Origin of the sequence: Mesorhizobium kowhaii (genome assembly GCF_003253745.1) — a bacterium.
GTDB classification, from domain to species: domain Bacteria; phylum Pseudomonadota; class Alphaproteobacteria; order Rhizobiales; family Rhizobiaceae; genus Mesorhizobium; species Mesorhizobium kowhaii.
This window is the reverse complement of record NZ_MZXV01000085.1, coordinates 48,531-61,487: the sequence shown is the minus strand read 5'-3', so window position 1 is coordinate 61,487 and position 12,957 is coordinate 48,531. Positions and strand designations below refer to the sequence as shown.

General features: G+C 60.7%; 13 protein-coding genes. 6 read left to right on the top strand and 7 right to left on the bottom strand.

Annotated elements, in window-relative coordinates; genetic code table 11:
• The first annotated feature begins 28 nt into the window (after positions 1-28).
• A complete protein-coding gene (locus tag B5V02_RS38335; protein WP_111549101.1) occupies positions 29-457 on the top strand; it encodes a SufE family protein in 429 nt (142 codons plus the stop codon).
• A 214-nt stretch (positions 458-671) separates the two neighbouring features.
• Here the strand turns inward: B5V02_RS38335 and B5V02_RS38330 are convergent, their stop codons facing one another.
• Positions 672-1,097 carry a Ros/MucR family transcriptional regulator gene (locus B5V02_RS38330; protein ID WP_111549380.1) on the bottom strand — a complete coding sequence of 142 codons (426 nt, stop codon included), beginning with the start codon at positions 1,095-1,097 and terminating at the stop codon, positions 672-674.
• 447 nt (positions 1,098-1,544) lie between these two features.
• Entirely contained in the window at positions 1,545-1,913 is a 369-nt protein-coding gene (locus B5V02_RS38325; RefSeq protein WP_111549379.1) for an SH3 domain-containing protein, read from the bottom strand.
• A gap of 149 nt (positions 1,914-2,062) precedes the next feature.
• Between B5V02_RS38325 and B5V02_RS38320 the strand changes: the two genes are divergently transcribed.
• From B5V02_RS38320 to B5V02_RS38310, 3 genes are all read left to right on the top strand, one after another.
• Positions 2,063-4,186: a S9 family peptidase gene (locus B5V02_RS38320; RefSeq protein WP_111549100.1), complete on the top strand. Its 2,124-nt coding sequence runs from the start codon at positions 2,063-2,065 to the stop codon at positions 4,184-4,186.
• Positions 4,183-4,809, top strand: coding sequence for a LysE family translocator (locus tag B5V02_RS38315; RefSeq protein ID WP_111549099.1), 627 nt, complete (start codon positions 4,183-4,185; stop codon positions 4,807-4,809). The genes B5V02_RS38320 and B5V02_RS38315 overlap by 4 nt, the downstream gene beginning before the upstream one ends.
• Before the next feature lie 193 nt (positions 4,810-5,002).
• Positions 5,003-5,404 carry an SET domain-containing protein gene (locus B5V02_RS38310; protein WP_111549098.1) on the top strand — a complete coding sequence of 134 codons (402 nt, stop codon included), beginning with the start codon at positions 5,003-5,005 and terminating at the stop codon, positions 5,402-5,404.
• 99 nt (positions 5,405-5,503) lie between these two features.
• Here the strand turns inward: B5V02_RS38310 and B5V02_RS38305 are convergent, their stop codons facing one another.
• From B5V02_RS38305 to B5V02_RS38290, 4 genes are all read right to left on the bottom strand, one after another.
• The gene (locus tag B5V02_RS38305; protein ID WP_111549097.1) at positions 5,504-6,454 is read right to left on the bottom strand and encodes a cytochrome c; all 951 of its coding nucleotides are present in this window, start codon (positions 6,452-6,454) and stop codon (positions 5,504-5,506) included.
• 9 nt (positions 6,455-6,463) lie between these two features.
• A complete protein-coding gene (locus B5V02_RS38300) occupies positions 6,464-6,901 on the bottom strand; it encodes a c-type cytochrome (protein ID WP_111549096.1) in 438 nt (145 codons plus the stop codon).
• 268 nt (positions 6,902-7,169) lie between these two features.
• Complete coding sequence (locus tag B5V02_RS38295; RefSeq protein ID WP_111549095.1) at positions 7,170-7,766, bottom strand: superoxide dismutase; 597 nt, start codon at positions 7,764-7,766, stop codon at positions 7,170-7,172.
• Positions 7,767-7,942: 176 nt separating this feature from the next.
• Positions 7,943-8,821 carry a branched-chain amino acid aminotransferase gene (locus B5V02_RS38290; protein ID WP_111549094.1) on the bottom strand — a complete coding sequence of 293 codons (879 nt, stop codon included), beginning with the start codon at positions 8,819-8,821 and terminating at the stop codon, positions 7,943-7,945.
• A gap of 158 nt (positions 8,822-8,979) precedes the next feature.
• On the opposite strand from B5V02_RS38290, the gene B5V02_RS38285 reads away from it, so the two are divergent.
• Together B5V02_RS38285 and B5V02_RS38280 are read left to right on the top strand one after the other, a co-directional pair.
• Positions 8,980-9,642, top strand: a complete 663-nt coding sequence (locus B5V02_RS38285) for a haloacid dehalogenase type II (protein ID WP_111549093.1) — start codon at positions 8,980-8,982, stop codon at positions 9,640-9,642.
• Positions 9,643-9,817: 175 nt separating this feature from the next.
• Positions 9,818-10,642: a L,D-transpeptidase gene (locus tag B5V02_RS38280; RefSeq protein WP_111549092.1), complete on the top strand. Its 825-nt coding sequence runs from the start codon at positions 9,818-9,820 to the stop codon at positions 10,640-10,642.
• Between the two features lie 370 nt (positions 10,643-11,012).
• On the opposite strand, the gene B5V02_RS38275 is transcribed toward B5V02_RS38280, so the two are convergent.
• Positions 11,013-12,731, bottom strand: a complete 1,719-nt coding sequence (locus B5V02_RS38275; protein ID WP_111549091.1) for an adenylate/guanylate cyclase domain-containing protein — start codon at positions 12,729-12,731, stop codon at positions 11,013-11,015.
• Positions 12,732-12,957: the final 226 nt, after the last annotated feature.

Below are 12,957 nucleotides of genomic sequence, written 5' to 3'. Positions count from 1 at the left end.
GGCGCTGTCGCGTGACTATATCGTGAGCATGACGACCACGATCCAGACGATCCGCGACGATTTCTCGTTCCTCGAGGAATGGGAAGACCGCTATCGTTACGTCATCGAACTCGGCGAGGCGCTGCCGCCATTTCCGGACGATGAGCGCAACGCGGCCAACAAGGTGCCGGGCTGCGTCAGCCAGGTCTGGTTGACCACCGAACGCGGACCTGGAGCCGATCCGGCCATCACCTTCACCGGCGATTCGGACGCCCATATCGTGCGCGGGCTGGTCGCGATCATGCTGGCGCTGTTTTCCGGCAGGGCCGCCAGCGAGATCCAGAAGACCGACGCGGAAGCAACATTGAAAGAGCTCGGCCTCGACGAACATCTTTCGCCGCAGCGCGCCAACGGCCTTCGCTCCATGGTCAAGCGCATCAAGCGCGACGCCGAGACGGCGCTCAAGCAGACCGCCTGACGACCCGAGCGGTTCATCGTTTCACGGAACGCAAAACCGCTCTATTTCGTTGTTTTGACGCAATTCCCTAAGGGAAAGCGCTACGCGCTTTTCCCGGGAAAACCGTTTCACACTTTTCCTGGAATTGCTCTAATCGATCGGCGCGCTGCCGCCCTGTAAAATCAAACGGCGCCCGAAGGCGCCGTCGATATCGATCCGATCTGGCGAGCAGCGATTACCGCGCCTTGCGCTTGCGGCCGAGACCCATCTTCTTGGCAAGCTGGGACCGCGCAGCGGCATAATTGGGAGCAACCATCGGATAGGTCGGGTCGAGGTTCCACTTTTCGCGGTACTGATCTGGCGTCAGGTCATAGTGGGTCATCAGATGACGCTTCAGCGACTTGAACTTCTTACCGTCTTCGAGGCAAACAATGTAGTCGTCATGAACCGAGCGCTTCGGGTTGACTGCCGGCTTTTGCTTGTCGGCAGGCGGTAGTTCGGCGGTTCCGCCCACGCGCCCGAGCGCGGCATGGACATCGGATATCAGGTTCGGCAATTCGCCGACCGGCACGGGATTGTTGCTGACATAGGCGGCCACCACATCGGCGGTCAATTCGATCAGCGCATCGCTGTTTCTGGAAGGTGTTTCGACAATATCCATGGTCATCAGGCCCCAACAAGAGTTACGTCAGTGTGCGCCCTTTTTTACAGGCAGGGCATCGCGCGAATTTTGTGCAGGTAGAGCTTCTGCGATTCGTGTCGCGGGCACATCAATGAGCCTGCTGACCAAGTAAGTCAATTCGCTCTTTGCGCTATATTCAACAATGTTGATCAATTATTCCCGGATTAGCTTCAATCTTTCGTGCATTGTGTAATTTTTCGATATTTCGCCCGCCTACCAGCAACCGCTGACGCAACGTCAGCCCGCCGTTACATTCGCCATAACTCACAAAGCAGGTTTCAATGCTTGATTTTGCTTGGCTATCGCACGGGGCAAGCTTGGTTGCTCACACCTGTCCACAAAACCACAGGTTGCTTGCGCCAAGCGGAACCAACCAGGCGACATGCCTGTCATGCAACCGGCCCGGATCAATCGCTGCCAGGTCAATCAATGCGGCGTGATGTATTTGCCATAGGCCCAGCCGGTGACGAAGTTGCCGTTCTGGGCCGGGTCATGCCAGACTTCGCACCAGCGATAGCGAACCGTCTGTTCCTGCTTCCGCGCCGGCTGATTGGCGATGTCGAGCAGGTTTATCCCGCCGGTGCATCGTCCGGTCATCTGCAGAACGGTTCCGTTCGGATACGCCGCTTGTTTCTGGGATGTGCCCGAGGGGTATTTGCGCACATTGAGCGTGTCGCCGAACGGCACATTGGCCACTTGCCAAGCCGCGAATACGGTCGCATGAGACTGGCCGGTAAGAGCCAGAGTTAACGAAGCAACGGCGAAAGCCGCAGCAGTCCGAGAATAAATATCCATCATCTCTCCTCCCGACCCATCTCCTGGAGCCGACACGATGCTTACGTTGCGGCTCTTGAACCCGCCCTGATCGGCGTGTTCATTCGTCATTCAAGATACTTCGCGATTCAAGATACTGGCCCATTCAAGACTGGCAAAAGCGAGACGCAATGACCAAGACTTCCGCATTTCCGCACGTCAGCCCGCCAATGCCCGAGAAACGGCCAGTTTCCGATACGCATCACGGCATCACGCGAACCGACGACTATGCCTGGCTGCGGGCCGACAACTGGCAGGAGATGTTCCGGGATCCGTCATTGCTCGATGCGGGGATCCGCGCCGAGCTCGAGGCCGAGAACGCCTATCAGTCGAAGCTGATGGCCGACACGGCCGAGTTGCAAAAGCAGCTTTTCAAGGAAATGAAGGGCCGCATCAAGGAAGACGATTCCTCGGTGCCAATGAAGGACGGACCCTATGCCTATGGCTCATCCTTCAAGCTTGGGGGCGAGCAACCGCGTTATTTCCGCATGCCGCGCGACGGCGGCGCCGAGCAGATCCTGCTCGACGGCGATGCGGAGGCCGCGGGCAAGGCCTATTTCCGTCTTGGCGGCGTCGATCATTCGGCCGACCACCGCAAGCTCTTGTGGGCATTCGACGACAAGGGCTCCGAATTCTACACGCTTCGCGTGCGCGACCTTGACGATGGCAAGGAGCTCGCCGACCAGATTCCCGACACCGGCGGGTCAGGCGTCTGGAACGCCAGCGATGACGGCTTCTTCTACACGCGTCTCGATCCCAACCACCGCCCGTCCAAGGTGCTGTTCCATGCGCTTGGGCAAAGCCCGGACAGCGATCGGCTGATCTATGAGGAAACCGATCCCGGCTTCTTCATGAATGTCGACGGCACCCGCAACAACGAATGGATCATGATCGCCATCAACGATCACGAGACTTCGGAATACCGCCTGATGCGCGCCAGCGATCCGTTTGCTGAACCGAAACTGGTCTCGCCGCGCGAGATTGGCCTTCAATATGATCTGGAAGAAGGCGGCGACATCTTCTTCATCCTGACCAATGCCGACGGCGCCAAGGACTTCAAGATCATGACGGCGCCGGCGAGCGATCCGGTGCGCGCCAACTGGCAGGAACTGGTGCCGCATGAACCTGGCCGGCTGATCCTGTCGGTGATCGGCTTCAGGGACCACATGGTCCGGCTCGAACGCAAGGAAGGCCTGCCGCGCATCGTCGTGCGCGACCGCACCAGCGGCGAGGAGCATCTTTTGTCCCTCGACGAGGAGGCCTTCTCGCTCGGCCTGTCGGGTTCCTATGAGTACGACACCGAGATCATGCGCTTTTCCTACTCGTCGATGACGACGCCGGCCCAGGTGTTCGACTACAATATGCGCACCCGCGAGCGGGTGCTGCTCAAGACCCAGGAAGTGCCCTCCGGCCATGACCCGGACCACTATGTCACCAGGCGCCTGATGGCACCCGCCGCCGATGGCGAACTGGTGCCGATCTCGCTTCTGCACCACCGCGACACGCCGCTGGATGGATCCGCACCTTGCCTGCTTTACGGCTACGGCTCCTATGGCATCACGGTGCCGGCCGCGTTCAACACCAACTGGTTTTCATTGGTCGACCGCGGCTTCGTCTTTGCCATCGCCCACGTCCGCGGCGGCAAGGACAAGGGCTATGGCTGGTACGATGACGGCAAGCGGGCGCACAAGATGAATACGTTCACGGATTTCATCGCCTGTGCGCGCCACCTTGTTGCCGAGCGCTACACGGCGCATGACCGTATCGTCGCGCAAGGCGGCTCGGCCGGCGGCATGCTGATGGGCGCCATCGCCAACATGGCGCCGGACTGTTTTGGCGGCATCGTCGCCGAGGTGCCCTTCGTCGACGTGCTCACCACCATGCTCGACGCCAGCCTGCCGCTGACGCCGCCGGAATGGCCGGAATGGGGCAACCCGATCGCGTCCGCCGACGATTACCGAACCATCGCCGCCTACTCGCCCTACGACAATGTCGCCGCGCTCGACTATCCGCCGATCCTGGCGCTGGCCGGTCTCACCGATCCGCGCGTCACCTATTGGGAACCGGCCAAATGGGTGGCACGGCTGCGCGACCGCAAGAGCGGCGACAATCCCGTGCTGTTCAAGATCAACATGGATTCAGGCCACGCCGGCGCTTCCGGTCGGTTTTCGCGACTGGAGGAGATCGCCTATACTTATTCCTTTGCGCTGAAGGTGATGGGCAAGGCGCAGCTTACAGGAGAGATTAGCCAATGATCGATCTGTCCACATTGACAGCCTACATCGCGGTTGTGCTCGGCTTTGTCTTTATTCCAGGCCCAGCCACCCTCCTTACCGTCGCGCGGGCAACGAGTTCCGGAACGAAGGTGGGCATAGCGACCGGTGCCGGGATCGCAGCCGGCGACGTGGTTCACACCATCATGGCCATGGTCGGCATATCGGCGATCATCGCCACTTCGGCGGCGCTGTTCAGCATCGTAAAGTACATCGGCGCCGCCTACCTGGTTTATCTCGGCATTCGCGCGATCATCGAGAAAACACCGGCCAACCCGGCTGCCGGCGCGCTTGCCATCTCCGCCGGCAAAGCGTTTCGACAGGCTATCCTGACCGAAGTGCTCAACCCTAAGACCGCGCTTTTCTTCCTTGCATTCCTGCCTCAGTTCGTGCGGGCTGAAAACGGGTCGGTGATGCTTCAGTTGACCATACTAGGGGTCATCTTCGTCACGCTGGGTCTTCTCAGCACGGTGGTCTTTGCAGTCAGCGCCGGTCGGCTTGGCACTTTCCTGCGCCGGAATCCGAGGGTGCTCAAGTGGCAAGGCAAGATTTTCGGCGGCATCTACTGTGCTTTGGGCGTCCGTCTGGCACTGCAGCAACGCTGACGCGCAGCGAGGTGTCGGCACTGCGCTGCCGGCCGCCCACGGTCATCACTTTTTGATTTGCACATGATCCCGTCCGACGCTTCTGTTCCAGCTATGTGAAGTGGATTTTCCGCTCGCAATTGCAATGGCTGCGCGCTAACCAGTGCGCGGCTTCTCTGAGACCACCACAGCCCCAATCGCGTAAAGGTCCATTATGCTGCTCGTCGACGTCTATCTCGACAAATCGCCCATCCAGGGCATCGGCGTCTTTGCCAAGAACCGCATTCCCCGCGGCACGCGGATCTGGAAGCTGGATCCACGGTTCGACCGGCTCATCAAGGTCGAGACCTATGAGGGCGAGACCGGGCCGGTGAAGAGCTATCTCGACCGCTATTCCTATCCCGACAGGCGCGACCCGAACTACATCGTCTTCGAAGCCGACGATGCGCGCTACATGAACCATGCCGACGAGCCGAATTGCGACGTCTCCTCGCCCGAGGAGACCTTTGCGCTGCGTGACATCGCGCCCGGCGAGGAGCTGACCTGCAACTACAACCATTTCTTCGAGACGGGCTTCGACTTTCTGGGCGACCGCCACCCCCCATCCGACAACTGAGCGCGTCGCGCTTGATGAAAATCCTGTACCGCGCTTCAAGCTATTGTTTTAATGCATGTCGTTGTCCCAAAACCGCTGCGCAGTTCTGGGCGATATGCGTCAGTTCGCCTTCTTCTTGCGCGCCGGATAGCCGTTTGGATGCGGCGGTATCGCCTTGAGATAGGCGGCGATGGCCGCACGATCCCCTGCGGTCAGTTCGGCCATGTTCCTCTGCACGTCGACCATCGCGCCGCCGACGGAATCGAAATCGGGCGTGAAGCCGGTTTCGAGGTAATTGGCGATGTCGGCTTCGGACCAGTTGCCCATGCCGCCCTCGCCCGATGTGACGTTCGGCACGACGCCGCTGCCTTCGGCGGCCACGGCACCCGCCAGCCACTGGTTCCTTTTCGTCCCGCCCGCAAAGTCGCGCGGCGTGTGGCATTCGCCGCAGTGACCCGGCCCTTCGACCAGATAGCGGCCGGCGATCACCGGGGCAGGCGTGCTTTCGGGGAGCGAAACGACCGGCTGATCACTGAGATAAAGCAGTTTCCAAAGGCCGATACCGCGGCGGATGTTGAACGGGAACGTCAGTGAATTGCCAGGCGCTTTGCCGGAGACGGCCGGCAGCGTCTTCAGGAAGGCATAGAGATCGGCAATGTCGGCCGGTTTCATGCGTGCGTAGGACGCATAGGGGAACGCCGGATAGAAGTGTTCGCCTGATGGCGACACCCCTTTCAGCATGGCATTGGCGAGGTCTTCGACCGACCATGCGCCGATGCCGTCCTTGGGGTCCTGCGAAATGTTGGGCGGCACGAAAGTACCGAACGCCGTCTTGAGTTCGAGGCCACCCACCAGCTTAAGCCGCGCATCGCCCTGCGAACCCGGCTTTGCATGGCAGGAGGTGCAACCCCCGGCATAGAAAATGCGCTTGCCCCTGGCCGCATCGCCAGGGCCGAGCTTGGCCAGGGCCTCACTGTCGAGCCTCACCGGCGCCGACAGGACCCACCCTGCAACCGCGCCGACGCCGCCCAGAATGACCAGGGCGCCGACGAGTTTTTTCAGCCAGGGCATCGCCCGCTATCAGCCTTTTTTCACCCGGTAGGTCTGGTGGCAGGTGCCGCAATTGGACGCGATGGTGTCAAACTGCGTCTTCAACGTATCGACATCGGCAGGAGCGGCCGCGGCCGCGGCCTTGACGTCGGCGATAAATTTGTCGTTGGCGGCCTTGAAGCCGGCCATGTCTTCCCAGATCTTTGGCGCAGCCGTGGTGTCGCCTGTGTCGCTGCCGGCAGGGAACAACGCGTCGACGTCGACTTTCTCTGCATTCGCTTGCAATGCCTGCAGGGCCGTCAGCACAGCGGCGGCATCATAGGGCTCCTCGCCCTTGACCACCTTCGAAATGCCGCCGACGATCTTTCCACGTTCCTTCATCAGAGCCTGCCGATCGAGGATCGGGTCGGCAAAAGCCGCCGAACCAGCGAGGGCGAGCATTGAGATGGCGATGACAAGCTTTCTCATTCATTTGGCTCCGTGATGAAGGCATTTCGGGGATGAGGCGGTTTTGAGGACAAGACGTCAACGGATGCGACCGGGGGAATATTCCCTTCGCCTCGGATGATTTTGCTGCGCCACAGCAAAAGAAAAGCCCCGGGGATGCCGGGGCTTGGGAGATCGATCAGGACATCAAACTCGTCGCGCCCGAACGGACCCGAACGACTTGGCTTGAGTCCTTGTTTTCGTGCATGTCGTTGTCCCAAAACCGCTGCGCACTTTTGGGCGACATGCATCAGGCCTTTTCGTAGAGCTCTAGCACGTGATCCCAGTTGATCAGGCTGTCGACGAACGCTTCGAGGTATTTCGGCCGGGCGTTGCGATAGTCGATGTAATAGGAGTGCTCCCAGACATCGACGCCGAGGATCGGCGACGCGCCATGAACGAGCGGGTTTTCGCCATTCGGCGTCTTCGAGATCGCCAGCTTGCCGTCCTTGACCGATACCCAGGCCCAGCCGGAGCCGAACTGCGTCGTGCCGGCGGCGATGAAATCAGCCTTGAACTTGTCGTAGCCGCCGAGATCGCTGTCGACTGCCTTTTGCAGGGCGCCGGGCAATTTGTTGCCGCCGCCGCCCTTCTTCATCCATTTCCAGAAATGGATGTGGTTGTAGTGCTGGGCGGCATTGTTGAAGAGGCCGGCATTCTTGCCGAACGACTGCTTGACCACCTCTTCGACCGACAGATCGCCCATGCCGGCTTCTGTGGCGAGCTTGTTGCCGTTGTCGACATAGGCCTTGTGGTGCTTGTCGTGGTGATATTCCAACGTCTCTTTCGACATGTAAGGCTGCAAGGCCTCATAGTCGTAGGGCAGAGCGGGCAATTCAAAAGCCATGGGTAGTACTCCCTCGTGGAAAAATCCGGTGTCGATACCGGACTAAGATAGGTCTGGATTGAGCTGGAACAACTCCGGAATGAAGCGCCGGTTCCCTTTCTAAGCGGGTTGCGGAAAACTGTCACACGGTTTTCCGACAACGAACCGCGCAGCGACAAAAAGTCAGGCCGGACGCGTCAGCCAGCCGACGTCGAATGCGCCCAATCCCAATAGAGCTCGCGCGCTTTCTTGGCCACCGGCCCGGGTTGCAGGTTGCGATCCTCGATACGCGTGATCGGCACCACCTTGGAATGGTTTCCGGTCGAAAAGATTTCGTCCGCCTCCAGGAAATCCCGTATCGACAGCGTCCTTTCGGTGGTCTTGAAGCCATACTCGCCAAGCAGCGTCATGGTGCGTGAGCGGGTGATGCCGGACAGGAAGGTGCCGTTCGGCGCCGGCGTCAGCACATGGCCATCCTTGACCAGGAAGATGTTCGAGGTTCCGGTCTCGGCGACGTTGCCCAGCATGTCGAGCACCAGCGCGTTGTCGAACCCGCGCATCTTGGCTTCGAGAATGGCACGGCCGTTGTTGGGGTAAAGGCAGCCGGCCTTGGCGTTGGTCGGCATGGTTTCGATGGTCGGGCGCCGGAACGGCGACACGGTCACCGAAAAGCCGGTCGGCGGGATCATCGGCGATTCATAGAGGCAAAGGCAAAAACGGGTCGAGGCGGGATCGGCCGGCACGCCCATATAGCCGCCATGCTCGGCCCAATACATCGGCCTGATGTAGACGGCTGTCTTGCCATCGAACTTCTTCAACCCGTCCCAGGTCAGTCCGACGATCTTGTCGGGGGTCATGGACGGCTTGAGGCCGAGCGCAATTGCCGAAGAATTCACCCTGGCGGCATGGAGTTCCAGGTCGGGTGCGACGCCTTCGAACCAGCGGCCGCCGTCGAACACGCTGGTGCCAAGCCACATGGCGTGGCTGCGCGGCCCCAGAATGGCGACATTGCCCTCGTGCCAATCACCATCGACGAAAGTCCATGTCGCGGAAAGTGCCGCAGCCGCCAGTGTCATCGCGTTGTCCCGTTTCGATCGATCTCGTGTGACGGCTATTGGAAGATGCTTTGGCGGGCGCCGTCAACCTGCATCGCGGAGTTTTGTTGAGGCCAGCAACGGGCCGAAAATGCAATCAAAGCTTGCACCTTGTCGCGCCTCGCCTCAAAACTGTTGCCATGCAATACACCGCCTATGTTTTCGATGCCTACGGCACGCTGTTCGACGTACATGCCGCCGTGCGCCGTCATGCCGACCAGATTGGACCGGACGGCCAATTGTTGTCCGAAATCTGGCGCGCCAAGCAGCTCGAATATTCCTGGGTGCGCACGCTGATGGGCGCCTATGCCGATTTCTGGCAACTGACCGAACAGGCGCTTGATTTCGCCTTGCGCAAGGTTCCCTCGGCCGACCCCAGCCTCAAGGCGAAATTGCTGGATGCATACTGGCGGCTGGATTGCTATCCGGAAGTGCCGGCCATGCTCAAGGCGCTCAAGGCTTCGGGGGCGAAACTGGCGATCCTGTCCAACGGCTCGCCCGAAATGCTGCAGGCAGCGGTCAAGTCGGCCGCGCTCGATCAGGTTCTGGACGACATCTATTCCGTCGATACGGTGCGGCGTTTCAAAACCGATCCGGCGGTCTACGACATGGTCACAACCGGCTGGCGCCTCTACCCCAACGCGGTTTCCTTCCAGTCCTCCAATCGGTGGGACATCGCCGGCGCGACCAAATTCGGCTTCCGCACGGTCTGGATCAACCGTTCCGACCAGCCGGAAGAGTACCGGGACTTTCCGCCGGCCTTGATCCTGCCATCGCTCGAGGCGCTGGTGCCCGGCAGCTAGGTCGCGAAGCTGTGTCTGTGGCGCCACAGTGGCGGCGCAGTCACAGCTTCGCCTTTGTTTGTCCACGTTCGGGCCAGAATCGGAACCGCCTATCGCGCCGGGTGTTGGTCAGATACCCACGCAGCGGTCGGCGAATTTATGCTTTGTTGCGATTTGAGACCTAAAGAAGGCAACCATGTCCATAACCGAAATCGAATCCTATCGCCTGAGCCGTCGCGGCTTTCTCAACGCCGCTGCATTGGGCGCCGCTTCGATCGCGGTTTCCGCATGCGCCACCACTGGACCGGAACCGGTCGAGCCGCCACCGCCAGCATATGTCGAGCAGCCGCTGCCCGACTATGCGACGATGTACGCGGCCGTCAGCGATGGCGGCTTCGACCTTCCGGCAATACCGTTCGAGAGGATCGATTCGCAGTTCCTGCGCCAGATCGTTCCCGATCCGACGGGACAGAAGCCCGGTACCATCATCGTCGACACGACCGGCCACCATCTCTATCTCGTGCGCCCTGGCGGCCAGGCGATCCGCTATGGTGTCGGTCTCGGCCGCGCAGGCTTCGAATGGTCCGGCGACGCCGTCGTCCAATGGAAGCAGAAATGGCCGAAGTGGACGCCGCCGGATGAAATGATCACCCGGCAGCCGGAACTGAAGCCATACAGCGCCGACAATGGCGGCATGCCGGGCGGGCTGAAGAATCCGCTCGGGGCGCGCGCCCTCTACCTCTTCCAAGGCGACGTCGACACGCTCTACCGCCTGCACGGCTCGCCGGAATGGAAGTCAATCGGCAAGTCGGTCTCGTCAGGCTGCGTGCGCCTGATGAACCAGGACATCATCGATCTCTACGACCGCGTGCCTTCGAAGACGCCGGTCATCGTGACCAGCGACGTCAGCCAGCCGATGGTGGCGACGGCCAACCGCCGGGCTATTCCGATCGACGCCGGCGTGCCGGACGGATCGGTCCTGCTCGGGCCGGTGAAAGAGATCACCAACTCGATCTTCTGATCTGCGAGGTGCGTGGCGAGGGTTTGCCATCTGCGGGGCTTCAGCTGATCTTCAACGGGCCAACATATCAAGTCAGGTGCTTGGTACCGGGCATGGGTTTCTGACGCGTGATAATCGCCCCGATGACGGCTGTTGACCCGAGAGGACCTATGTCTTGCGCACAGCGAATGGCCGCTATGCGCCGCATGTCGGTCATAACAACTGCTTTTCCGGCTTCTCGAAAGCGGACATTGCAGGATCCATCACCAACGTCGTACTCGCGCGCCATCAACGGACATTGATCGATGGAACCCACGGGCATTGCCCTCACAGCCAAAAGACGAGTCTATGTCTTGATCAGAGCAAGCCGGCGATCCAAAACGATGCGCTCTTAGTCGGGAAGGCCAGCCTTGCGGTAGCCTTCGACGAAGCGCTGGAGCACTTTCTCGTTGTCGAATGGCTGCGATGTTGCCCAGTGCCTGATGCTGAAATGGGGATCGTTCATCATGAAGAATTCCGCCTCCTGACGGGCTTCATCCAGGCGCCCGAGCTGCGCGAGGGCTGCCGCAAGCAAGCGCCGCGACGTGGTGCGGTAGGTTTCCGGCTTGCGCAAAGCCTCAACCGCGGATTGATAGTCGCCGAGCGCATAATAGGCTTGGCCTGCCATCCAATAGTACCATCCCGGGGGGTGCGGATTGAGCCGCAACGCCCGCTTCACGAATTCGACGCCCTTGACCGCGTCGCCCCTCAGGGTGATGAGATCCGAGCGTATCGCCCAGGCATCGGCATGATTAGGATCGAGCTTGAAGGTTGCCTCAAACTCGGCATCCGATTCCGCGTAACGCCGTTCGTGACCAAGTATGATGCCCAGCCCCCAGCGGTTCCCCGCATCGTTAGGGTCGAGCGCCACAGCCCGCTGCGCTTCCGCCAGCGCGCGAGGCTGGTTGGTTTGCTTCGGCTCGTTCCAGAACAGCCAGCCGAGCCAAAGATTGAGGGCCAGCAAGCTATGTGCCTCGGCATAGTCAGGATCGAGTCCGATCGCCTTTTCCAGGAGCATGCGCGCTTCCCGCGTGCCTAACCCGGTCTGAAAACTGACGCCGCGGGCTCGTACGCAAAGGTCATAGGCTTCGAGACTCGTCGGCCGTTTGCGCGCCGGCTGTCCGGCCAATCGGCCGACAAGGGCTTCGACGATCTTGGCCGTGACCTCGTCCTGCACTGCAAAGATGTCCTCGAGGCTGCTGTCGTAGCGTTCGGCCCAGATATGATCGCCGCCAATCGCGTCGATCAGCTGCGCATTGATGCGCACGCGCGCCGCGGCGCGCCGGGCGCTGCCTTCAACCACATAGCGCACCCCAAGATCACGCGCGGTCAAGCGCACATCGACCGACCGCCCCTTGTAAGCAAAGGTTGAGTTGCGCGCGATGACGAAGAGGCCGGCTGAGCGAGACAGGTCGGTGATCAGGTCTTCGGTCAAGCCGTCGACAAAGGTTTCCTGCTCCGGATCGTTGCTCATGTTGGTGAATGGCAAGACCGCGATCGAGGGCTTGTCGGGCAATACGAGCGATGGCAGTCGGCCGACCGGAGCGGCTCTCGGAACGTCCAGGTTCACGCGATAGCAGTATATCGGCTCGGCTATATTCTTCACCCGCTGCTCGCCCATGGGCTCGAACGCAAACGCCAGCTTCTGCCTGACCTCCTTAGACACCTTCTCCGAAACGCAGATGCCACCGGGCTCGGCGAGTTGTTGGAGACGCGACGCCACGTTCACGCCCTCGCCATAGCGATCGTCCCCTTCGACGATCACTTCTCCAAGGTTGATTCCGATCCGGACTTCGAAGCGCTGGTCTTCGGCGACGCTCGCGTTACGCTCAGCCATGCCGCGCTGAAGCGTGACCGCGCATTCGACCGCATCCACCACGCTGCCGAACTCCGCCAGCAGGCCGTCTCCCATCAGCTTGAAGATTCGCCCGTGTCGAGTCGCGATTTCCGGCTCGAATAGCTCTTTGCGGCCACGTTTCAGCCGGTCGAAGGTGCCCGCTTCATCCGCCTCCATGAGCGCCGAGTACCCGACAACATCGATGGCAAGGATTGCAGCGAGCTTCCGCTCCATCTTGAGCCTCAGTAAAGATTCAGGACTCGCAAGCCGCAGGTCAGAGGCAGGCAGGACCGGCGCCTCCGGCCTTACCGGGCTATGATACCACAGATCACGCCTCTTGAGACTATGGCTCGCGCGACGCCCCGGCTCTCCTGCCGCAGCGCCACTGACGCGCGTCCGACCCATCCCGCTGCTTGTTCGCAGCAGTGCCCGCGCAAACGGATCATGACCCCTTTGCGCC

Coding starts and splice junctions, on each gene's coding strand:
- B5V02_RS38275 (WP_111549091.1), bottom strand. CDS start 12,731: ATGGAGCGGAAGCTCGCTGCAATCCTTGCCATCGATGTTGTCGGGTAC.
- B5V02_RS38325 (WP_111549379.1), bottom strand. CDS start 1,913: ATGGATATTTATTCTCGGACTGCTGCGGCTTTCGCCGTTGCTTCGTTA.
- B5V02_RS38315 (WP_111549099.1), top strand. CDS start 4,183: ATGATCGATCTGTCCACATTGACAGCCTACATCGCGGTTGTGCTCGGC.
- B5V02_RS38330 (WP_111549380.1), bottom strand. CDS start 1,097: ATGGATATTGTCGAAACACCTTCCAGAAACAGCGATGCGCTGATCGAA.
- B5V02_RS38335 (WP_111549101.1), top strand. CDS start 29: ATGACGACCACGATCCAGACGATCCGCGACGATTTCTCGTTCCTCGAG.
- B5V02_RS38320 (WP_111549100.1), top strand. CDS start 2,063: ATGACCAAGACTTCCGCATTTCCGCACGTCAGCCCGCCAATGCCCGAG.
- B5V02_RS38280 (WP_111549092.1), top strand. CDS start 9,818: ATGTCCATAACCGAAATCGAATCCTATCGCCTGAGCCGTCGCGGCTTT.
- B5V02_RS38295 (WP_111549095.1), bottom strand. CDS start 7,766: ATGGCTTTTGAATTGCCCGCTCTGCCCTACGACTATGAGGCCTTGCAG.
- B5V02_RS38305 (WP_111549097.1), bottom strand. CDS start 6,454: ATGCCCTGGCTGAAAAAACTCGTCGGCGCCCTGGTCATTCTGGGCGGC.
- B5V02_RS38285 (WP_111549093.1), top strand. CDS start 8,980: ATGCAATACACCGCCTATGTTTTCGATGCCTACGGCACGCTGTTCGAC.
- B5V02_RS38300 (WP_111549096.1), bottom strand. CDS start 6,901: ATGAGAAAGCTTGTCATCGCCATCTCAATGCTCGCCCTCGCTGGTTCG.
- B5V02_RS38290 (WP_111549094.1), bottom strand. CDS start 8,821: ATGACACTGGCGGCTGCGGCACTTTCCGCGACATGGACTTTCGTCGAT.
- B5V02_RS38310 (WP_111549098.1), top strand. CDS start 5,003: ATGCTGCTCGTCGACGTCTATCTCGACAAATCGCCCATCCAGGGCATC.